The sequence below is a fragment of the Rhodanobacter sp. MP1X3 genome (assembly GCF_014207165.1).
Classification (GTDB): domain Bacteria; phylum Pseudomonadota; class Gammaproteobacteria; order Xanthomonadales; family Rhodanobacteraceae; genus Rhodanobacter.
The window spans coordinates 177,829-199,069 of the sequence record NZ_JACHCO010000006.1; the positions used below are offsets into that span (position 1 = coordinate 177,829).

Below are 21,241 nucleotides of genomic sequence, written 5' to 3' on the forward strand. Positions count from 1 at the left end.
CGCGTTGTTTCGCGGTGGTTGTCAGGTGGTGGCGCGTGGCGCAGCGCCTGACTGGCGGTCAGGCCAAGCCGCGCGCTGCCGCATGGCGGCCACAGCGAAGCAACCCTCCGGGCCGGGTCTGTTTGCCCCCAGGCCGGCGTCATCGCTCAGGCGTGTACCGACGTACACTTCTTCGCTCTTCCTTGGCCTGCGCGCAAACAGCTCCCGGCGCGGACCACTTGGTCATTGATGACACGCCCTAGACCGCTGGCGGCCGCAGCGGCGGACCGTGGGCAATATCCGGCGCGGTGGTTATGCGAAGCGTGGGATGCATATCACCGGGCAACACCGGCAGCAGCTCAATCATGCTTATGGCAGCCATGGCACTTCCGGCCGTTGCAGCACAGTGGCAACTGGCCGCCATTCCATGATTGCCATCGCCACCACGACAGCAATCCTCGGCGTGCACTGGCACTTTGGCTTGCACAGCGTGCTGGCAATCATTGGATCTGGCGGCCTTAGCCATGGGCATGGACGACATCGCGCCCATGGCACGGCCCATCGCATGCATGCTGCTATTCATGGCCAGCGACTCAGCGTGAACCGGAATGGCCACCAACAGCAGCCACGCGAAACACGCCAGAACCCGAAGGAATGGCGAGCGTTTGACATGGCGAAGTGATCGGTTCACCGCTACAGCTTAGGCGTTGCGCCGCCAGCGCTCAACTGCTTGAACGGGGATGCCGTGCCCAGCCCTCTATACTGGAGCATCCCGCATGCCGTGATCGCCATGAATTATCGCCACGCCTATCACGCCGGCAACTTCGCCGATGTCCTGAAACACACCGTGCTGCTTGCCTTGATCGAGGCGATGCGCAGCAAGCCAACGCCGTTCTGCGTCATCGAGACGCATGCCGGTAGCGGCTGCTATGCGCTGGACAGCAGGGAGGCCGCCAAGACCGGCGAGTTCAAGGACGGCATTTCACGGCTGCTCTACCCCGATCTGCACGGTGGCAAGGCCGATGCCGCCAGCCTGCCACCGCTGCTGCGCCGCTGGTTGGACAGCGTGCTGGCCATTCCGGGCAACGAGGACGGCCTCAAGCTCTATCCCGGCTCGCCACTGCAGATCGCCCAGGCGATACGCGCCGAGGACAGCGCCCAGCTGTGCGAACTGCACCCTGAAGAAGCCACCCGCCTCGCCGAGCTATTCCATCGCGACGCGCGCATCCACACCCACCAGCGCAATGGCTACGAGGCGCTTAAAGCGTTGCTGCCACCGAAGGAAAAGCGCGGCCTGGTGCTGATCGATCCGCCGTATGAAGCGCAGGAGGCCGAGTACAAGCAGCTCGAACAGGCGATCAAGTCCTGCATGCAGCGCTGGCCGACCGGCGTGTACGCCATCTGGTATCCGATCAAGCTGCGCAGCCAGGTGCAGCCGTTCCTGCGTTGGCTGCCGCGCAGCGGTGCCAAGCGCGTGCTGCGCGCCGAACTGATGGTGCATCCGGACGATTCCCCGCTGCGCTTGAATGGCTCCGGCATGGTGATTCTGAACGCGCCGTGGAAACTCGACGATGTGCTGCGCGATTCACTACGGGCCATGGCGCGACTGCTATCCAAGGACCATCCCGCTGATTGGAAGCTGGACTGGCTGTTGCAGGAGGGCGATGAGCCGCCCGTCGCCAGTCCACTGCCCCGCTCCCGGCTCGCACCCGAGCCACGAACGCGTCGGCCGCGCTAATCCGGTCCGGCGCGATAACGCTCGTTGACGATACACGCTGTTCCAACGCCTCATGTTGTAGCTTTCACCACCAGACTGGCTGATCCAGCTGGAACAGTCGGGTTTCTTCGCCATGTTTATTGGAGCTCGGTCATGCATAGCACTGCTCATTACGTCTGTCGGTTGTTCGGCCCGCTGGTCGCCGTGGTCCTTGTCGCCTGCGCGCCCGCACCGATTTACAAGGCCGCGCCCGGCGCCGTGATCGTCACGCCCATGCAGGTGTCGCAAACGCCCGAGCGCTATACCAGCGGCGACGTGATCTGGGGTGGACGCATCGTGCAGGTCACCAACCTGTCCGATCACAGCGAAGTCGAAGTGTTGGCCTATCCACTGGATAGCTCGCAGCGGCCGAAAGCGAATGACAGCGGCAACGGTCGCTTCATCGTGGTGATGAGCGGCTATGTGGAGCCACTGGATTATCCGAGTGGCTCGCTGATCACGGTTAGCGGCAAGCTCAACGGCAGCCATGCCGGCAAGGTCGGTGAAGCCGATTACGTGTTCCCGCTGGTCAACGTCGCCCAGTCGCATGTGTGGACGCAGAAGGAAATGCAGCAGGGTCGCAGCAATGTCAGCTTCGGCCTGGGTGTCGGCGTCGGCATTCATTGATCGCACCGCAGCCATCGACAGCGGTGCGCGCTGCCATGCGTCACCGCTTGAACCACGTAGAACCCATCAGTCCAAGGGAATCGCATGTCCGGTAACGCCAACTCGCTGAGGGCCATTCTGCTCGCGCTCGGCGCGAACTTCGCGATCTTCGTAACCAAGTTGGCGGCAGCCTTCATCACCGGTTCTGGCGCCATGATGGCCGAGGCGGTGCACTCGCTCGCCGACTGCGGCAACCAGGGTTTGCTGCTGCTCGGCATGCGTCAGGCGAAACGGCCGGCGTCATCGGAATATCCGCTGGGCTGGGGCCGTGCGCTGTACTTCTGGTCGTTCCTGGTGGCGATCCTGCTTTTCTCGGTCGGCGGCATGTTTTCGGTGTATGAAGGCGTGCACAAACTCACGAATCCGGAGCCGCTGAAGTGGCCTTGGCTGGCGCTGGGCGTGCTCGTATTCGGCATCGTTGCAGAAAGCATTTCCATGCGCGGCTGCCTGGTCGAAGTCAACAAGGCACGTGCCAGCCGCAGCCTGTGGCGTTGGTTTCGTGAGACGCGCTCCAGCGAACTGCTGGTGATCTTCGGAGAAGATCTGGCGGCCCTGCTCGGCCTGTGCTTCGCCGCCATCGCCATCGGCACGACCATGGCGACCGGTAACATCATTTACGACGCGGTAGGCACCATTGCCATCGGTGTGCTGCTGGTCGTCGTCGCCGTTCTGTTGGCCATCGAGGTAAAGGCCTTGCTTATCGGCCAGGGCGTCGAACCCCAGCGTCGCGCCGAACTGCTCACCTTCCTCGAAGCGCGCCCTGAGATATCCAAAGTACTCAACCTGATCACCCTGCAGATGGGCCCCGATGTAATGGTCGCCGTCAAGGCACTGATGGCGCCCACCACCGACTCGCGCGGCCTGATCGACGCGATCAACACCGTCGAACGGGCGATGAAAACCGAGTTCGACGACGTGCGCTGGAGTTTCTTCGAACCCGATTTTACCGATTGAATTGCAACCGATGGACCTATTCGCCATGAGAAAACACATCACGATTCTCGCCGCAGTTTTTTATAGCGGATTGGCGATGGCGCAAGCCCCTGCACCGTCACCGCAAGCGATTGCAGAGAAAATTCAGGCCGATGAAAAATTGCTGGCCGACTGGCCGCAGCTTGCGCGCTACCGCAACGAAAACGCGGCACTGCCAAAACCCACAAAGGGCGAGCCGCGCGTGGTTTTTATAGGTGACTCCATTACCGATATCTGGGGCCGCCTGCAGGGTGTCTTTTTTCCTGGCAAGCCTTATGTAAACCGGGGTATTGGTGGTCAGGTTACCGCGCAGATGCTGGTTCGCTTTCGCCCCGACGTCATCGCGTTGGAGCCTCGCGTCGTCGTGATTCTGGGCGGCACCAACGATATTGCGAATAATGCCGGTCCGACCACACTCAAAATGGTCGAAGACAATCTCACATCCATGGCCGAACTCGCACGCGCCAACGGCATCAAGGTCGTGTTGGCATCGCTCACGCCAGTGAGTGATTACATTCAACCCAACCAGACGAAAGCTCGCCCACCCGAGGAAATCCTGGCGCTCAACGCATGGATAAAGTCCTACGCAGCGCGTGAACGCTTTATCTACCTCGACTACTACCCGGCCCTGCTCGATGCCAACAAGGCGCTGAAGAAAGATTTCACGATCGATGGCTTGCATCCGAATACCGCCGGTTACGCCGTCATGACACCGCTGGCCCAACAAGCGATCGATCAGGCGCTGGCGCACTAATCGAGACGATAAACACTAATGACGCATTCCGGAATAGCGCTTTCACCAGCCATCCCGCATAACGATCGGGTATAAACACATGGTGTTTGGCCATTTCGCGACGGGCCGCTCGTTGGTTACGCTGGCGAGTCGAGCTGCCAAAGGGAAACGACGATGAAAAAGTTCGGAACAATGCTAGCCCTGCTGGCGACACTGACAATAACATCGCTGCATGCGAAGGACGTGACGCTGCTCAACGTGTCCTACGATCCCACCCGCGAGTTGTACCGCGATATCAATGCCGCGTTCGCCACGCAGTGGAAAGCGCAGCATGGCGACAACGTAACGATCCAGATGTCGCATGGTGGCTCCGGTAAACAGGCGCGCTCGGTAGTTGAAGGCCTGCCGGCCGATATCGTGACACTGGCGCTGGCCTATGACATCGACGCGATATCCGATCGCGGGCTGCTCGCCAAGGATTGGCAGAAACGTTTGCCCGACAACTCCTCGCCGTACACCTCGACCATCGTATTCCTGGTGCGCAAGGGCAATCCGAAGGGCATCAAGGATTGGGCAGATCTGATCAAGCCCGGCGTCCAGGTGATTACGCCAAATCCGAAAACCTCCGGCGGCGCGCGCTGGAATTTTCTCGCCGCATGGGGCTATGCGTTGAAACAGCCCGGCGGCAATGAAGCCAAGGCCAAGGCCTATGTGCAGGCGCTGTACCAGCACGTGCCGGTACTCGACACCGGTGCGCGCGGTTCCACCAATACGTTCGCGCAGCGCGGCGTGGGTGATGTGCTGGTCGCGTGGGAAAGCGAGGCGTTGCTGGCACAACAGGAGATGGGCAAAGGCACCTTCGATATCGTGGTGCCGTCCATCAGCATCCTGGCCGAACCGCCGGTAGCAGTAGTTGATAGTAATGTCGACAAGCACGGCACGCGCGCCGTCGCCGAGGCGTACGTGAAGTTTCTCTATTCACCCGAAGGCCAGACGATCGAGGCCAAGAGTTTCTACCGTCCGCGCCTGCCGGCGGTGTCCGCGCAGTTCGCCGCCCAGTTCCCCAAGGTCAACACGTTTACCATCGACGACGAGTTCGGTGGCTGGCGTCAGGCGCAGACGAAGTTCTTTGCCGATGGTGCCATCTTCGACCAGATCGGCCCCGGGCACTGAGACGCATGCGTCGGCGCATCCTGCCCGGCTTCGGGCTCAGTCTGGGCTATGCGCTGGCGTATCTGGGCCTGATCGTGCTGCTGCCGCTGGCAGCGCTGGCATGGAAAGCATCGGGCATCGGTTTGCACGGTTTGATCCGCCTGCTGAGTTCGCCACGCACGTTTGCAGCGCTCAAGCTGAGTTTTGTCGGCGCCACTTTTGCGGCGGTCGTCAATGCTGTCGTCGGCCTGCTGGTTGCCTGGGTGTTGGTGCGCTACCGCTTCCCCGGGCGGCGCTTTCTTGATGCGCTGGTCGACCTGCCTTTCGCCTTGCCGACAGCGGTTGCCGGTATCGCACTGACGGCGCTGTATGCGCCCAACGGCTGGCTCGGGCAATGGCTGGTGCCGCACGGCATCCAGATTGCCTACGCACCACCGGGCGTGATCCTGGCGATGGTCTTCGTCGGCTTTCCGTTCGTGGTGCGGACGCTGCAACCGGTGCTGGAGTCACTGGATCGTGATGTGGAAGAAGCGGCCGAGAGTCTCGGCGCTTCGCACCTGCAAACCTTCTTTCGGGTGATCCTGCCAATGCTGTTCCCGACGCTGCTGACCGGCTTTGCGCTAGCGCTGGCCAGGGCCGTGGGCGAATACGGCTCCGTGATCTTTATCGCCGGCAATATCCCGATGCGCTCGGAAATTGCGCCGCTGCTGATCGTGGAGAAGTTGGAGGAATTCGATTACGCCAGCGCTGCAGCCCTGGGTATGGTGATGCTGATTGCCTCATTCGTGCTGCTGATCGTCATTTCACTGCTGCAGCGATGGAGCCGGCGCTGGGCGGAGCAGACGCGATGAGTCTGAACTGATGAACGCGAAACGATGAATGCACAGTCGATACGCCTGCAAAAGCGCCAGCCGCACTGGCCGAGAAAGATCGGACGCGCGCTGCTGATTCTCGTCGCCGTAAGCTTTCTCGCCGTGTTTCTGGTGCTGCCGCTGAGCGTGGTTTTCGTCGAGGCGTTTCGCCAGGGCATGCATGTCTATCTTTCGAGCATCAACCAGCCGGAAGCGCTTTCCGCGATTCGTCTGACCTTGCTGGTGGCGGTGATCGCCGTGCCGTTGAACATTGTTTTCGGTGTGGCCGCGGCGTGGGCGATGGCGCGTTTCGAGTTTCGCGGCAAGGCACTGCTGGGTGCCTTCATCGATCTGCCGTTTTCGATATCACCGGTCATCTCCGGCCTGGTCTACGTGCTGCTGTTCGGCGCGCAGGGTTGGTTCGGACCGTGGTTGGATGCACATAACGTCAAGATCATTTTTGCGGTACCAGGGCTGGTATTGGCGACCATCTTCATCACCCTGCCCTTTGTCGCGCGAGAGCTGATTCCGCTGATGCAGGCACAGGGCAGCGACGAGGAGGAAGCCGCGCGCGTGCTCGGCGCCGGTGGCTGGCAGATGTTTTTCCGGGTCACGCTACCCAACATCCGCTGGGCACTCCTTTATGGTGTGCTGTTGAGCAACGCCCGTGCGATGGGCGAGTTCGGCGCGGTATCGGTCGTCTCCGGCCATATCCGCGGACTCACCACCACCATGCCGCTGGAGGTGGAGATGCGCTACAACGAGTACGACTACGTCGGCGCTTTCGCTATTGCCTCGTTGCTGGCGCTGCTCGCGCTGCTGACGCTGGCGATCAAGACGCTGCTGGAATGGCACTACGGCGATGAGATCGCCACACATGCGCCCGGCAGCCACTGAGACCATCGATGACTCTCGAACTTTCCCATCTCAGCCGCCGCTTTACTGACTTCCCCGCACTGGACGATGTCAGTCTGTCGATTGCGCCCGGCGAATTCCTTGCCCTGCTCGGGCCCTCCGGCTCGGGCAAGACCACGCTGCTGCGCATACTCGCCGGGCTGGATTATCCCGACGCCGGCAGTGTGCATCTAGACGGCCATAACTTTCTCGCCGCACAGGCACGCGAACGCAAGATCGGGCTGGTGTTTCAGCACTACGCGCTATTCCGCCACCTCACCGTTGCCGAGAACGTCGCCTTTGGCCTGCGCGTGCGCAAGCGCAAGCTTCGGCCGTCCAAGGCCGCCATTACCGAACGCGTAGATCAGCTGCTCAAGCGCGTGCAGCTGGATGGCTATGGCCATCGCTATCCCACCCAGCTGTCCGGCGGCCAGCGCCAACGCGTAGCCCTGGCGCGCGCGCTGGCAGTGGAGCCCGACCTGCTGCTACTCGACGAGCCCTTTGGCGCACTCGATGCCCAGGTCCGCCTGACCCTGCGCCGCTGGCTACGCGAACTGCACGAAGACCTGAAACTCACCACCATCTTCGTCACCCATGATCAGGAAGAAGCGCTGGAACTCGCCGACCGTATTGCCGTGATGAATCGTGGCCGCATCGAACAAGTCGGCACGCCCGAGGCGATCTATCAACAGCCAGCCACGCCATTCGTCTGCGAATTCATCGGCAAGGTCAACAAGCTGCCCGTAACCTGCACTGATGGCAAACTCGCTGCGGGTGAATGGGTGCTCGATGGCGACCCGTGGCACGGCCGACACGCACACGCCACCGCCTACGTGCGTCCCGAACATCTTGCGCTAGGCGTACCCGCAAACCAGCCCGCCTGGATCGCCCACCTGCGCCACATCTACCTGGCCGGCAGCGTGGTGCATCTGGAACTCTACGTTCCAGCAATCGACCAGACCCTGGAAGCCGACATCGCCGGCGAAGACGTTGCCAGGCTCGGTCTGCAAACCGGAGTCGATCTGCGCGTCGCACCGCGCAGCGCCGTAGTGTTCGCCATCGACAAACCCGGCGATGACGCAACCGTGCAAGATCGCTGGATGTGGCAAGCGCAAAGCACGATTTTCGCCTAGACCACAGAGCAGCGAACCGATCGCCCTACTTCTTCAGCTCCAGCAAATCCCAGCCATTGCCGTATAAATCATCGAATACCGCGACGGTGCCGTACGCCTCATGGCGCGGTTCTTCGCGAAAGTGCACGCCTTCGGCGCACATGCGCTGCCAGTCACGTTCGAAGTCGTCGGTGTTCAGCAGCAGGAATACGCGGCCACCAGTCTGATTGCCGACGCGAGAGGCTTGTTCGTCACCCTTGGCCTTGGCCAGCAACAGGCGGGTTTCCTTCGAGCCCGGTGGGGCGAGCAGGACCCAGCGTTTGCCTTGGCCCATGTCGGTGTCTTCGATCAGCTCGAAACCCAGTGCACGGGTGTACCAGGCGATCGCCTCGTCATAGTCCGCGACCAGTAGCGCGAGTGCGCCAAGATGTTGCGTCATTTCTTGTTTACCTTGATGGTCGGCAGCGGACCGAGCTCCGCCTGCAATTTTTTGGTCAGCTTGGCCCGCACCAACACATACGCGTCGCGGATAAAGCCCTCAAGCTCGGCACTGGCGAAGCGCCGTGGCTCGGTTATCGATATCCAGTGGGCACGCGCCAGATACGGGGCGGGCATGATACCCGGCTGATCCGTCAGTTCCAAAAACCGCGCGTCTTCCACCTTGCACCATAGCCGGCCGCCATCGCTGCCATCTGCTGGCGTCATCGCGAACATTTTGCCGCCTACGCTGAGCACGAGATTGGTTTCCCATTTGATGTCGCGCGTTACGCCCGGCCAGTGGCCGCAGAACGCTTCCAGCTGCTGTGCCGTCATGCCCGTGGTCTTGCCCATGCCTGCTCCCGCGCAAAGATCCGTCGAAGAGCCCATTGTGGCTGGCAAAGCCACGGCCGCCCAGCGGTTTGAGACCGATTCAACTACCCGGCAAGCAGCCTGCACACGGCGCGCCTTAGCGGCTAACCCCCTTGTTTGAAAGGCCTTCATTCATGTTGCGTCGCACCAAATACGCTAGAGTATGGAAATGCTTTCCTTACCCGCCATCGATTTCTCCACGCCGCCGGATGAGGCCTCGCTTCGGCCGCCGGCGCGTGAGCGTTTTGCGCCGCGCCTGGTTCGAGCCATCTCGGGCGAGCTCGTCTCCATCCAGGACGGTCGCAAGCTGCACCTGCGCAGCATCGCGCCAAACGACATTGAATCCTTGCAGCGCTGTTTTCTGCGGCTTTCGCCGGAGGACGTCCGCCGCCGCTTTCTGCATGCCATGTCCGAACTGCCCACGCCGATGGCGCAGCGGTTATGCCAGATCGACTCGACCATCGAGACCGCGCTGGTGCTGGTGGACGAAACGGTGGTTCCGGGCGAGATCCGCGGCGTCGGGCGTATCTATGTGGACCAGGCCGCCGACAGCGCTGAGTTTTCGGTACTGGTCGAAAAGAACTGGACCCGTCTCGGCCTCGGCGCCTTGCTGATGCAACGCCTGGTCGACGACTGCCGCCACCGCGGCTTGGCCGAAATCTGGGGCTACGTGCTGCTGGAAAACCGGCCAATGCTGGATCTGTGCAAGACACTGGGTTTTGTCCGTCGCCGCATGGACAACGAACCCGGTGTCGCGCAGATCACGCTGCGCCTCGTCTAGAAAGCCTGCTCTTCCGGCGACCTGGCTTCGCAGCCCGCTTCGCGTTGCTGAGCTGCGACTTTTGCCCGCGCGATCTTCCTGCATGGTCAGCCGATTGCCATCGGCAAGCTACACTTGTCCGCTTACCCAGACGCGACCTGCCGGTCGCGTCCCGAAATAAGCGTTCTCTATGTCAGCCTTGATCCCGCATCCTCCCCTGCCCACCACGCCCAAGCAGCGCCGTTACTGGACGCCGCCGCACGGCTCGGCGCGCGCGCTGCTGATCGCCGAATCGGCACGTTCGCATCAAGGCCTGCTGGTCGCCGTCACACGCGATACCCAGCGCGCACATGCGCTGGAAGCCGAATTGAAACTCTTTGCGGGCGGCCTGCCCGTGCTGCATTTTCCCGATTGGGAAACGCTGCCTTACGACGTCTTCAGCCCGCACCCCGAAGTGGTCTCGCAGCGCATCGCCACGCTCTACCAGCTGCCCAGCGTAAAGCGCGGCGTGCTGGTGGTACCGGTGGCCACGCTGATGCAGCGCATCGCGCCGCGCGCGCATATCACCGGCTCCGGGCTGGTACTGAGCAAAGGGCAGAAACTCGACATCATCGCCGAGCAACGCCGGCTGGAAGCGTCGGGCTACCGCAACGTGCCACAGGTGGCCGAGCCCGGCGACTTTGCCGTGCGCGGCGCGCTGATCGACATCTTTCCGATGGGCACCAGCGAGCCGTACCGCATCGAGCTGTTCGACGATGAAGTGGAGTCGATCCGCAGCTTCGACCCGGAGACCCAACGCTCGCAGCAGCAGGTCGAAAAAATCGAGCTGCTGCCCGCACGCGAGTTTCCGTTGACCGAGGCAGCCGCCAAGGATTTCCGCGGCAACCTGCGCGAACGTTTTCCGATCGACGTCCGTCGCTGCCCGCTCTACCAGGACATGAAGGAAGGCGTGACGCCTGGCGGCATCGAGTACTACCTGCCGCTGTTCTTCAAGCAGACCGCGACGCTGTTCGACTACCTCGCCGACGATGCGCTGTTCGTGCTGGGCGAAGGCGTGGCCGAAGCCTCCGAACAGTTCTGGACACAGACCTCCGAACGCTACGACCAGCGCGCGCATGACATCGAGCGCCCGGTACTGCCGCCAGCGGAAATCTATCTGCCACCGGAAGCCCTGCGCGAACAGCTCAACAAGCGCTTGCGTGTGGAAGTGGTCGCCGGCGATCACGAGCATGCCATCAACACCGGCACGCAGCCGGCGCCAGACGTGCCACTCAACCGCAAGGGTGAGGAGCCCGGCACGTCACTGCAGCACTTCATGCAGAGCTACAAGGGCCGCGTGCTGATCGCTGCCGATTCAGCGGGCCGTCGCGAGGCGCTGATCGAGACGCTGGCGACGGCCGGCATGAAGCCCGCGAACACCGACAGCTGGTCGGCTTTCTTGAATGACGCGTCCGATGCACGTTTCGGCATCGTCATCGCCGGCATGGAACAGGGCTTTGCGCTGACCAAGCCGGCTATCACCGTACTCACCGAGCGCGAGCTTTACGGCGAGCGCGTGCGCAGCGAGCGCGATCGCAAACGCCGACGCGGCACCGCGCGCGATCCGGAAAGCATCATCCGCGATCTCACTGAGCTCACGCTCGGCGCGCCGATCGTGCATGTCGATCACGGCGTCGGTCGCTACCAGGGCCTCGTGTCGATGGATGTCGGCGGCATGGATGGCGAGTTCCTCACCATCGAATACGCCAAGGGCGACAAGCTCTACGTGCCGGTGGCGCAGCTCGGCCTTGTCAGCCGTTACTCGGGCACCGCGCCGGAACTGGCGCCGCTGCATTCGCTGGGCGGCGATGCCTGGGAACGCGCGCGCCGGAAAGCCGCAGAGAAAGTACGCGACGTCGCCGCCGAGCTGCTGGCGATCTACGCGCAGCGGCAGGCCCGCGGCGGCGAATCGCTGCCAATCGACCGGCAGATGGTCGAAGAATTCGGCAGCACCTTCCCGTTCGAGGAAACGCCCGATCAGGAAACCGCGATCGAGGCCGTGCTCAACGATCTGGCGGCGCCACGTGCGATGGATCGGGTGATCTGCGGCGACGTCGGCTTCGGCAAGACCGAGGTCGCGTTGCGCGCCGCGTTTGCGACAGCCACCGCCGGCAAACAGGTCGCCGTGCTGGTGCCAACCACTTTGCTGGCGCAACAGCATTACCGCAACTTTGCCGACCGCTTCGCCGACTGGCCGGTACGCGTCGACGTGTTGTCGCGCTTCCGCTCGACCAAGGAAGTGAACGAGGCGCTGAAGCGTCTCGCCGATGGCCAGATCGACGTGATTGTCGGCACACACAAGCTGCTGCAGCCAGACATCAAGTTCAAGAATCTCGGACTGGTGATCGTCGACGAAGAGCAGCGTTTTGGCGTGCGCCAGAAAGAGCAGCTGAAAAAACTGCGTGCCGAAGTCGACCTACTCACCATGACCGCCACGCCGATACCGCGCACGCTGAACATGGCGATGGCTGGCCTGCGCGATCTCTCGCTGATTGCCACACCGCCAGCGCACCGCACAGCCGTGCGCACCTTCATTGCTGCGTGGGATCCCGCCACCATCCGCGAGGCGCTGCAGCGCGAGCTGTCGCGCGGCGGCCAGGTGTATTTTCTGCACAACGAAGTCGAGAGCATCGAGCGCACCGTGCGTGAACTCGAAGAACTCGTGCCCGAGGCGCGCATTCGCATCGCCCACGGCCAGATGCCCGAGCGCGAGCTGGAAGGCGTGATGGCGGATTTTCATCGCCAGCGTTTCAACGTGCTGGTGTGTACCACCATCATCGAAACCGGCATCGACATCCCGACCGCCAACACCATCATTATCAATCGCGCGGATCGCTTCGGACTGGCACAGCTGCACCAGCTGCGCGGCCGCGTCGGCCGTTCGCATCATCGCGCGTATGCCTATCTCGTGGTGCCCGACCGCAAGTCGATCACTGCCGATGCGCAGAAGCGCCTCGAAGCGCTGGCCTCGCTGGAAGAACTCGGTGCCGGCTTCACCCTGGCCACGCACGATCTGGAAATTCGCGGTGCGGGCGAGTTGCTTGGCGACGAGCAGTCCGGCCAGATCCAGGAAATCGGCTTCGGCCTCTACACCGAACTATTGGATCGCGCCGTGCGCGCGCTGAAGTCCGGCAAGATCCCGGACTTCGACCTCAGCAGCGAGCACGAAACCGAGGTCGAACTGCACCTGCCCGCACTGATCCCCGACGATTACCTGCCCGACGTGCACGCGCGCCTGACCTTGTACAAGCGCATCGCCAGCGCGCGCAGCGAAGACGAGCTGCGCGATCTTCAGGTGGAGATGATCGACAGGTTCGGCCTGCTGCCCGATCCGACCAAGCAACTGTTCGCCGTTGCCACCCTGAAACTGATGGCCACGCCGCTCGGCATTCGCAAGCTCGACTTCGGTGCCAACGGCGGCCGCATCGTGTTCCGCGAAAATCCGGAGATCGATCCAATGACCATCATCAAACTGATCCAGCGCCTGCCACGCGTCTACAAACTCGACGGCCAAGACAAACTGAAGATCACGCTGGATCTGCCAGGCGCCACTGAACGCATCCGCAGTGCACAGGAAGTGCTGGTAGTGCTGGGTGCACGACGGCCGGGCTGACAACATGTGCAGGAGCGCACCCTGTGCGCGACGCTTTTTGCACGATCACATCGGGGCACTTACGCACAGAGTGCGCCACTGCATGACATGGTAGGTAACTCGTACGTGCCGGTGACACAACGCGTGATCCTCAACGATCCAACGGACTCAGCACGCCCTGGCCGCCTCGATTGAGTACGTGGGTGTAGATTTGAGTGGTTACCACGATGGCGCTGCAGCGCAAGTGCATGATCTGACGTAAGAGTTCGCCGCTTGAACGGTCAGAAAGGGGACTGCATACTTGGCGCAACAACCCACTTTAGGGGTCTACTTAGCGTTAGGCGTCAAAGGCAATGACCCAAGCAATCACGCGAGCAGAATCAAGAAATTTCCGCATAGCTCGCATTGCGTGGCCGTTTCTATTTGCCTTAATAATGCTTCTACTCAGCACATCAATCCGCCCGTCTCTTCTGAATTCCCTTGCCGCAATCGAAGCCTTGCTCATGTTCTACTTGTTGCTATGGCGTTGTCCACGGTGCCGTGGCTTCTATAGCGTCAAGTTATCTGGCGGCGATTCATTTTTTGGCATTGCCTGGCCTTACTTCAATCAGTGCCTGCATTGCAGTAGTAAGCTTGAAACAGGTGGCTCTCACAACCCGAGCAGTTCGGGTGGCGCCTAACTCCAGCGTTGGGTGTGCCAAAGAGAGGTGCCGTGATCGCCGTCATTGCCAAAAGCATTCTGCACAACATCGGCGTCCTGCTGGTATCGCTACTCGTTGCCTATCTCGGTGCGTATGCGGATTCGCTCCTGGGGATAGCTTCTTTCGCTTCGGTAGTTGCGCGCATCGCAGGGTGTTCTCTGCTGGCCTTGGGATTCTTCGTACGCACATGGGCTGCAGTCCATTTTTATCAGCACGGATTGCGTGTTGTTTCGCTGCGACCTCAAGCGGTGCTCATCACCTCCGGCCCCTATCGGTTTTCGCGAAACCCTCTTTATTTGGGCGGGAATGTATTTATGTTCTTTGGGGCAGCACTGCTCCTCGGCTCCGTAACAGCCTTAGCCATCACCGCTCTGCATCTTCCCTTGATAGACCGCTTCATCAGGCGTGAGGAAGTACAGTTAGAGCAAGAGTTCGGCGAGGCATTTGTAAACTACGCGAAGCGAACGCGCCGATGGCTATAAGCACCCCCACCAAGCCGCCCCAGCCGAGCCATGCAGAAAGCGCGCGGTCGTGCGTTAGGCCGAATATGATCAAGCCCGTTTACGCACTTACTATTATTTTTCTGATGCATTCTATAGGCAGCGCTTTAGCTGCGGATATAACTATTTCGAAGGCAAAGCGTACTCTTTTGTATCAGGACCAAGGGGCTTCGCGGACCTTCAGGATCGCGCTCGGTTCGTCACCAACTGGCGCAAAGTCTGCACAGGGCGACAGAAAGACGCCTGAAGGCATCTATTTCGTAACGCACAAGAATGCCAAGAGTCAGTTTTATCTCTCGCTAGGCCTAAGCTATCCCAACCTGCAAGACGCTCAGATCGGTCTAAACTCCCGCAGGATTTCGCAGACCGATTTCGCGGCAATTGAGAAAGCGATCAATAAGCATGTTCTTCCGCCTCAGGGCACTCCCTTGGGTGGTGATATTTTCATTCACGGCGGCGGCACACAATCGGATTGGACTTGGGGCTGCATCGCATTAAGCAATGCTGATGTGGAGTTTCTATTCAAGCATGTTCAAATTGGGGACAAGGTCACGATCCTAAAGTAGGCTACAACTTAACTACTCATTCAAGGCGGAAGGCTACACCGCCGATTAACTCCAGCGTTAGGCGTTAGGCACCTTAGTAATCCAAGAGACATACGATCACATCTCCTATGACCAAGATGAAAAGACCTGAAGATGCGCCCGGTGCGTTCCAAGCTGCCTGGAACGGTCACGACATGGCTGCTCTCGGTGACCTATTCGATCAGGACGCGACGTTCGTGAATCGTTTCGGGCACTATGTCCGAGGCATTGAAGAGATCGTGGCACTCCACGTTCCCATTCACGGAACAATCTATCGCGACTCTACGCTCCAGAACGAGCTAATCGATATCGCTCATATTGCTGACGGGGCGGCGGTCATACATTTCTGGAGTCGCTTAGCGGCCGGCGCCGCCCACCCGGCCGGACCACACGTAGTGGATACGTTGATCCTCGCAGTGTTGACCAGACAGAACCAGATCTGGCGCATTCGGGCGCTTGAGAATGTGACCCTTACAAACCCGCGGACCGGTGAGGCAATCTTGCGCAACTAGTGTAACGTTTCGCTTAGATGCACGAAGGCCTTGATAGGCGATGAAGGATTTGTGCCTAAATACTCATCCAAGCGGAGACCTACGCCACCGCTCAATTCAAGCGTCAGCCGTCTTTCATCTCGTCTGAATCTCTCCTGACACCACGCTGTCAGCAGGTCTGCTGGAGACTCTTTGACGGCGCCGCGTCGAAGGTGATGCAGCGTGACTCGTCAACAATCGCTAGGGACGAGGCCTGGCCCCCAATTTGGGGCCCTCGAATCTCTCACTTCGACCGAAAGGAAACCGTATGAACACTCTCGATATTGCCAACAAACTGGTGGACCTCTGTAAGCAAGGAAAGAACGATGAGGCGAAGGCGTTGTACGCTTCCGACGCTGTAAGCGTAGAAGCGATTGCGATGCCAGGCGCAGAACAAGAAGCAAGAGGCCTTGCCGCCATCAAGGCGAATGGTGGAGCGCCAATCACGAAATCCATTCGGCCTCTGTCACGGGTCCTTGGCCCCATGGCAATAGGTTCGTCGTCGGATTTCAATACGACGTAACGAACAAGCCCTCCGGCCAGAGAATGAAGATGGACGAAGTCGGACTCTTCACCATTCAGGATGGAAAGATCGTACGCGAGGAGTATTTCTACGCGGGTGGAGCGTAAGTGGCGGAATCCGCCCGCCTGAAGATCGGTTGTGTCTCAGCGACCGCCGCCTAACCCTTCCTTCAAGCGGATCCGCCTATGGCGGTCCGCTTAATTCGCGCGTTAGGCCATAGCCCCTAATCGTTCAACCGAAGGAAGCAAATGCCCACGACCGTAACACTTGAGCGCTTCATCGCACGTGTTGAAGAAAATGCCCATGCCGAAGCATGCGAGGAGTTCTATACCGCAGACTCTTCGATGCAAGAGAACCAATCGCCTCCGCGGGTTGGAAGAGACGCACACGTGACCAACGAACACAAGATCATGGCGCGAGCCAAGTCTGTATGGTCGAAGTGCGTTCGCCCGGTCTTCGTGAACGGCGACAGAGTCGTCATTCGCTGGATCTTTCACTTCGATTGGGCCGACGGCACGGTCACACATATGGAAGAGCTCGCGTACCAGCGCTGGGAGGGTGAACGAATCGCGGAGGAGACGTTCTTCTATGATCCAGCCCAACGCGTTCCCAAGAAGGTCTAAAACCTGGCTTTGGGCCCTACCCTTCCAGAAGAGTTCTTTGAGCTACAAAATCGGTTTGCCGGTGAGTTCATTCAGAAGCTTGTCAACTATCGAATCGCTGTGGCGTGTGTTTTCGACGTTGGTAGATCGTTTAGCGAGCGCTTTGGCGAGTACATCGGCGAGGCGAAGCGAGGTCGCCAATTCCGATCATTTGCAGACGAAAGTGAAGCCGTCGATTGGTTGGAGGAACAATGAGAGCATCAGCGCCAACGCCTGACCCTTCCTTCAAGCGACCCCACCTCCAGCGGTCCGCTTGAAGGAAAGGCTAGATTGCAAAGGAGAATTGCTGTGACACCCGCTGAAGCAATTACCTTCGTCCGGAAGCACGGCATCGTTCTAGAATCGGCCAACGGCCAGGTTCCCTCGCTCGTTCAGGCAATCACTGGCGATAAGATCAGCGGCAGCTGGTGGACTCATCCTCGCGGCAAGGAAATTTTTCAGATCACGCGTCTTGTTCATGAGTCTGATCAAGTTCTTGTGTGCCGCCTCATCTCTGGCAAAGTCACGCTTGTGCATCGGCGGTTATGGCCTGCCCTGGTTCGCTGTGCCGGGCACTTCCGCCCGGAACAGATTGCGCAACTCGTTGAGCAGCACACGGCGTCAGGCAAACATGTCACAGAAGCGATACCCTTTCCGAACTGGGTGCCAAACGATATTGCTACCCTGGCAAGCACGCTTGATGAGGCATTGGCATTGGATACGCTGAAGTCAATCATCCAGGGAGATGCCCATGCAACCTGACAACTCATTCCAGCAGAACAAAACGATCTTGCGCGCTGCTTGATTCAGGCATTGCGCATCACTGGAATATTTTATGAGGAGCTACTCAATGAAGCATCTAGTCACGATTGCCTGTCTGCTCACAGCAATGTGCTTTTACGCTCTTGGCTTTTCCTCGGGTGCTGCTGTGTTTACTGCAGTAGGCCTTCTCGCTGAAAGCTTTTTCTGGTTTCGGCTTTTTCGTCGTAATCCTCAGCCGCTATCAGCTCCGGCCAAGCAGATTTGAAGACATTCACGGGGTCTTGTCACTGCGGCGCAGTGCGCTTCGAAATCGCATCCGACTTTCCGGAGTTCACGACCTGTGACTGCTCCATCTGTCGGCGCAAGAATGCACTCATGGTCAAGGTCCACGAGAGCCAGTTCAAACTCCTCGCAGGCGCTGAGTCATTGACTCAGTATCAGTTCCATACGTTTACTGCGACACACTACTTCTGCAAAGTCTGCGGTATCTATCCCTTTCACAGGAAACGGATCACGCCAGATTTTTTTGGCATCAACGTATTCTGCCTTGAAGGTTTTGATACAACAGGCATTCCCGTTCGGGCAACCGTTGGCGCGGGCATGCCGTGACGTTGATTACCCCGGAAAACCCACCACCACTTCACTCATCTGCAGCACCGGCGCGAGGTCGGTGTAGTTGGCGATGTCGGCGAGAATTTCCTTGGCGTGTGGGCCAAAGCCGGCCTGAAAGATCTCGGCGGATTCGCTGAAGATGTGGCACATGCCGACATACGTGGCCGGTGCATCGGGAGCGCCGCCGTTGATGCCCTTGTCGACTGTGTAGTACTTGCAGCTGTCGCCCATCAGGCGCTTGACCAGCGGCATGTGCTTGTCTTTGTAGTAAGTGTGGTCGAACCGTGCACCGGGAACGTTGGGATACATCACACTGACCTTGACCATTGCCTGTCTCCTGTTGATGACTTTCGTGCTGAAACGGATTCGCTGAACTCAGAATCGGCCGTCTTTCTGCAGCTGTGCAATCTCTTCGTCGGTGAAGAGGCGCGAGCGGGTGAGAAAGCGCACGCCCTCACTATTGTCGAGCGAGAACATGCCGCCGCGCCCCTCGACGACGTCGATAATCAGCTGGGTATGCTTCCAGTATTCGTACTGCGACGGACTCATGTAGAACGGCGCACCGGCGATCACGCCGAGCTGCACGTCACGATCGCCGACAATGAAGTCGTCTTGCGGATAGCACATCGGCGAGGAGCCATCGCAGCAGCCACCGGATTGATGGAACAGCACCGGACCATGCTTTTGCCGCAGCCGCTCGATCAATGCATCAGCCGCCGCCGTGGCGAGGACCTTCTCGACTCGTTTCTCGGTCGTTGTCTCGATGGATTGAACGTCAGACATGGCTGTCTCCTTCATTGGGCTAGAACGTCAGCCGCGCGCCGAGCATGTAGGTGCGATCGGGGCCGGGTTCGAAATAGCGGCCGTTGCTGTCGTTGACGATAACCGTACCGATGTAACGGCGATCGGCCAGATTGTCGATGCTGGCGCTGAGCTGCAGTCGCGTTGTCTCACCAAGCGAAAAGGTGTAACTGGTGTCGATGTCGATCAACCCATAGCCTGCCGCATGCTGTGTGTCGGTATCGTTGACGGTGACCGAGCCTACGCCCTGGAGGGTGAGGCCTTCGTGCCAGCCCAGATCGGTACCGTGTTCGAGGCGCAGCGAACCGTAGTTGTCGGGCACGCCAGGTATAGGCGTGCCGGCAGCCACCGGTGTGGTCGGCACCGCGCACGGCGTGGTGGTACAGGTGAAAAACGCACTGCGGAATTCCGCCTGAAGATGAGTGAATCCAGCCGATAGCTGCCAGTCGTTCCCGAGCTGTCCGGTCAACGAAAACTCCAGGCCCTGCCGGCGCGCATCGCCCACATTCTCATAAGTGGCGCGCCCGTTTTCGTTGGTGTCGACGGTGAGTTCGTTGCGTGTGTCGGCACGGAAAGCGGCCGCATCGAATTCCAGCCCGGGCATGATCTGCCACTTGGCACCGAGTTCGAGATTGCGGCTGTACTGCGGTCTCAGGTTGAACGCCAGGCCGGGTTGGCCGTCGCTGCGATAACCCAGCTCGTTATAGCTCGGCGTCTCGAAGCCCTTGCCGTAGCTGGCATACAGGCGCACGGTGTCGGACGGACGAAACTGCACACCAGCCACCGGCGTGGTGGCGGAGTAAGTCACGCGGCCGCTGTCATCGGGATTGGTGGCGGTGATATAAAAATCCTGCTCGTGGAAGTGCACGTCATCGCGGCGAGCTCCCAGCAACAGCGACCAGCGGTCGGCAAAGTGCCAGTACCACTGCGCGTACTCATCGACGTTGTCGACATCGTCGTTCTCGTTACGACGCAGTGCGCCGATCACACCCAACTGGGTGATACCGGCACTGTTGGTCACGAAGTTGTTGAAGCCGAACCGACGCTGATGCTGATAGTCGGCACTCAGGCCAAGCACGAATTCGTAGTCGCGGTTGAGCAGGTCACCGCTGTGCGTCCAGCGCACGTCGGTGCCGCCGTAGTCGGTGTCGGGCTGCACCACGCCGCCGGACTGCAGCGGATTTTTCTGGGTTGCCACGGGTATCGCCTGAAACTGCAGAATGCTGCGCTGGCCGTGATAGACCATCGCGCGCAGTTGGTCGTCTTCATCCACCTGCTGTTCGTAGATCAGGCCGAGCTCGGTCTGTTTGGTGCTCTTGCGGGTATTGAACTGGCTGGCTACGGCGGTGGCCTGGCGCGGATCGGCATCGACCTGGGCACGCGTAAGACCCAGTTCGTCCTGCGCGATGGGCTGATAGAAGCGGTTCAACACCACAGTTAGCTTGCGCTGCTTGCCTAGGTCGATGCCGAACTTGGCATTGTCCGATTCGCGATGCACGCGGCTGTGCTGGCGATAACCGCCGGAGATGAATTCCGACGCGGCAATGTTGTAGTCGACCGGACCGACAATGCCGCGCGTATCGGCGCTGTAGCGGAACGTATCGTTGCTGCCGCCAGAAAAGCCAAGCGTTGTCTGCGGCACGGCGGTGCCGTCCGCGCTCCACATCTGCACCACACCGCCGGCGGCATTGCCGTACAGCACGGAGAACGGTCCACGCAGCACTTCCACGCGATCGGCGCTATCGATATTGAACTGCGAGACCTGGCCCTGCCCGTCCGGCAGCGTGGCCGGGATGCCATCGACATACAGGCGAATGCTGCGCACGCCGAAAGTCGCACGACCACCGAAACCACGAATGGATATCTGCTCATCTTGCGCGTAGTTCTGCCGGTCGCGCGCGATGATGCCGGGTACGCCAGTGAGCGTTTCGGAGAGATTGATACCGGGTTGCGCCGCCGAAGTCGGCTCCACGTTCACCACGGTCAACGCAGCGGGAAGATCGAACGGCGAAATCGCCATGCGGCTGGCGTTGACCTTCACAACCGGCAGTGTGGTGGTTTTGGTATCAGGCGTGGGTGCCTGCGCGGCGTCCTGCGCAAGCACTTGTTGCGAAGCCAGTGCGGCAACGCAAAGTGCCAGTGCGATTGCCCTATCCAGTCGCAGTGTAACTAACTCTTTCTGCCCGCCTTGATGAAGGCGCGTGATGCCATGCGTCACATCGATCTCCCTTA

24 protein-coding genes are annotated in these 21,241 nt (G+C 60.1%); 18 read left to right on the forward strand and 6 right to left on the reverse strand.

The window, feature by feature from the left end:
• Nucleotides 1-238: 238 nt before the first annotated feature.
• Nucleotides 239-361: a hypothetical protein gene (locus HDE79_RS22025; RefSeq protein WP_255484035.1), complete on the reverse strand. Its 123-nt coding sequence runs from the start codon at nt 359-361 to the stop codon at nt 239-241.
• A 408-nt stretch (nt 362-769) separates the two neighbouring features.
• On the opposite strand from HDE79_RS22025, the gene rlmJ reads away from it, so the two are divergent.
• From rlmJ to HDE79_RS16355, 8 genes are all read left to right on the forward strand, one after another.
• A complete protein-coding gene (rlmJ, locus tag HDE79_RS16320; RefSeq protein ID WP_184603665.1) occupies nt 770-1,717 on the forward strand; it encodes a 23S rRNA (adenine(2030)-N(6))-methyltransferase RlmJ in 948 nt (315 codons plus the stop codon).
• 132 nt (nt 1,718-1,849) lie between these two features.
• Nucleotides 1,850-2,362, forward strand: a complete 513-nt coding sequence (locus tag HDE79_RS16325) for a Slp family lipoprotein (protein ID WP_184603381.1) — start codon at nt 1,850-1,852, stop codon at nt 2,360-2,362.
• 84 nt (nt 2,363-2,446) lie between these two features.
• Complete coding sequence (locus HDE79_RS16330) at nt 2,447-3,355, forward strand: cation diffusion facilitator family transporter (RefSeq protein ID WP_184603383.1); 909 nt, start codon at nt 2,447-2,449, stop codon at nt 3,353-3,355.
• Between the two features lie 25 nt (nt 3,356-3,380).
• Nucleotides 3,381-4,127 carry an SGNH/GDSL hydrolase family protein gene (locus tag HDE79_RS16335; protein WP_184603385.1) on the forward strand — a complete coding sequence of 249 codons (747 nt, stop codon included), beginning with the start codon at nt 3,381-3,383 and terminating at the stop codon, nt 4,125-4,127.
• A 153-nt stretch (nt 4,128-4,280) separates the two neighbouring features.
• Entirely contained in the window at nt 4,281-5,279 is a 999-nt protein-coding gene (locus HDE79_RS16340; protein ID WP_184603387.1) for a sulfate ABC transporter substrate-binding protein, read from the forward strand.
• Between the two features lie 5 nt (nt 5,280-5,284).
• Nucleotides 5,285-6,109 (forward strand): sulfate ABC transporter permease subunit CysT, encoded by an 825-nt coding sequence (cysT, locus tag HDE79_RS16345; protein ID WP_184603389.1) that lies wholly within the window; start codon nt 5,285-5,287, stop codon nt 6,107-6,109.
• Between the two features lie 24 nt (nt 6,110-6,133).
• Nucleotides 6,134-7,006: a sulfate ABC transporter permease subunit CysW gene (gene cysW, locus HDE79_RS16350; protein ID WP_184603391.1), complete on the forward strand. Its 873-nt coding sequence runs from the start codon at nt 6,134-6,136 to the stop codon at nt 7,004-7,006.
• Nucleotides 7,007-7,014: 8 nt separating this feature from the next.
• On the forward strand, nt 7,015-8,136 hold the full coding sequence (locus tag HDE79_RS16355; protein WP_184603393.1) for a TOBE-like domain-containing protein: 1,122 nt from the start codon (nt 7,015-7,017) through the stop codon (nt 8,134-8,136).
• A 25-nt stretch (nt 8,137-8,161) separates the two neighbouring features.
• Here the strand turns inward: HDE79_RS16355 and HDE79_RS16360 are convergent, their stop codons facing one another.
• Nucleotides 8,162-8,554, reverse strand: a complete 393-nt coding sequence (locus HDE79_RS16360; protein ID WP_184603394.1) for a VOC family protein — start codon at nt 8,552-8,554, stop codon at nt 8,162-8,164.
• Nucleotides 8,551-9,096, reverse strand: coding sequence for an MmcQ/YjbR family DNA-binding protein (locus HDE79_RS16365; RefSeq protein WP_255488459.1), 546 nt, complete (start codon nt 9,094-9,096; stop codon nt 8,551-8,553). The genes HDE79_RS16360 and HDE79_RS16365 overlap by 4 nt, the downstream gene beginning before the upstream one ends.
• 37 nt (nt 9,097-9,133) lie before the next feature.
• Between HDE79_RS16365 and HDE79_RS16370 the strand changes: the two genes are divergently transcribed.
• From HDE79_RS16370 to HDE79_RS16420, 10 genes are all read left to right on the forward strand, one after another.
• Entirely contained in the window at nt 9,134-9,745 is a 612-nt protein-coding gene (locus tag HDE79_RS16370) for a GNAT family N-acetyltransferase (RefSeq protein WP_184603396.1), read from the forward strand.
• Nucleotides 9,746-9,914: 169 nt separating this feature from the next.
• Nucleotides 9,915-13,376 (forward strand): transcription-repair coupling factor, encoded by a 3,462-nt coding sequence (mfd, locus tag HDE79_RS16375; RefSeq protein ID WP_184603398.1) that lies wholly within the window; start codon nt 9,915-9,917, stop codon nt 13,374-13,376.
• Between the two features lie 691 nt (nt 13,377-14,067).
• On the forward strand, nt 14,068-14,538 hold the full coding sequence (locus HDE79_RS16380) for an isoprenylcysteine carboxylmethyltransferase family protein (protein ID WP_184603400.1): 471 nt from the start codon (nt 14,068-14,070) through the stop codon (nt 14,536-14,538).
• Between the two features lie 65 nt (nt 14,539-14,603).
• Complete coding sequence (locus HDE79_RS16385) at nt 14,604-15,122, forward strand: L,D-transpeptidase (protein WP_184603402.1); 519 nt, start codon at nt 14,604-14,606, stop codon at nt 15,120-15,122.
• A gap of 107 nt (nt 15,123-15,229) precedes the next feature.
• On the forward strand, nt 15,230-15,652 hold the full coding sequence (locus HDE79_RS16390) for an SgcJ/EcaC family oxidoreductase (RefSeq protein ID WP_184603410.1): 423 nt from the start codon (nt 15,230-15,232) through the stop codon (nt 15,650-15,652).
• A 286-nt stretch (nt 15,653-15,938) separates the two neighbouring features.
• On the forward strand, nt 15,939-16,193 hold the full coding sequence (locus HDE79_RS16395) for a hypothetical protein (protein WP_221440206.1): 255 nt from the start codon (nt 15,939-15,941) through the stop codon (nt 16,191-16,193).
• Between the two features lie 248 nt (nt 16,194-16,441).
• Nucleotides 16,442-16,816: a nuclear transport factor 2 family protein gene (locus tag HDE79_RS16400; RefSeq protein ID WP_184603412.1), complete on the forward strand. Its 375-nt coding sequence runs from the start codon at nt 16,442-16,444 to the stop codon at nt 16,814-16,816.
• 327 nt (nt 16,817-17,143) lie between these two features.
• Nucleotides 17,144-17,596, forward strand: coding sequence for a hypothetical protein (locus HDE79_RS16410; RefSeq protein WP_184603415.1), 453 nt, complete (start codon nt 17,144-17,146; stop codon nt 17,594-17,596).
• An 88-nt stretch (nt 17,597-17,684) separates the two neighbouring features.
• Nucleotides 17,685-17,861 carry a hypothetical protein gene (locus HDE79_RS16415; RefSeq protein ID WP_184603417.1) on the forward strand — a complete coding sequence of 59 codons (177 nt, stop codon included), beginning with the start codon at nt 17,685-17,687 and terminating at the stop codon, nt 17,859-17,861.
• Nucleotides 17,862-17,893: 32 nt separating this feature from the next.
• On the forward strand, nt 17,894-18,205 hold the full coding sequence (locus HDE79_RS16420) for a GFA family protein (protein WP_343205992.1): 312 nt from the start codon (nt 17,894-17,896) through the stop codon (nt 18,203-18,205).
• A 6-nt stretch (nt 18,206-18,211) separates the two neighbouring features.
• Here HDE79_RS16420 and HDE79_RS16425 read toward each other — a convergent pair whose 3' ends face one another.
• Genes HDE79_RS16425 through HDE79_RS16435 form a run of 3 tightly spaced genes read right to left on the reverse strand, consistent with a single transcriptional unit; the run spans nt 18,212 to nt 21,227 of the window.
• Nucleotides 18,212-18,535: an EthD family reductase gene (locus HDE79_RS16425; protein WP_184603421.1), complete on the reverse strand. Its 324-nt coding sequence runs from the start codon at nt 18,533-18,535 to the stop codon at nt 18,212-18,214.
• Nucleotides 18,536-18,583: 48 nt separating this feature from the next.
• Nucleotides 18,584-18,991 carry a DUF779 domain-containing protein gene (locus tag HDE79_RS16430; RefSeq protein WP_184603424.1) on the reverse strand — a complete coding sequence of 136 codons (408 nt, stop codon included), beginning with the start codon at nt 18,989-18,991 and terminating at the stop codon, nt 18,584-18,586.
• Nucleotides 18,992-19,010: 19 nt separating this feature from the next.
• Nucleotides 19,011-21,227, reverse strand: coding sequence for a TonB-dependent receptor (locus tag HDE79_RS16435; RefSeq protein ID WP_343205988.1), 2,217 nt, complete (start codon nt 21,225-21,227; stop codon nt 19,011-19,013).
• Between the last annotated feature and the right edge of the window lie 14 nt (nt 21,228-21,241).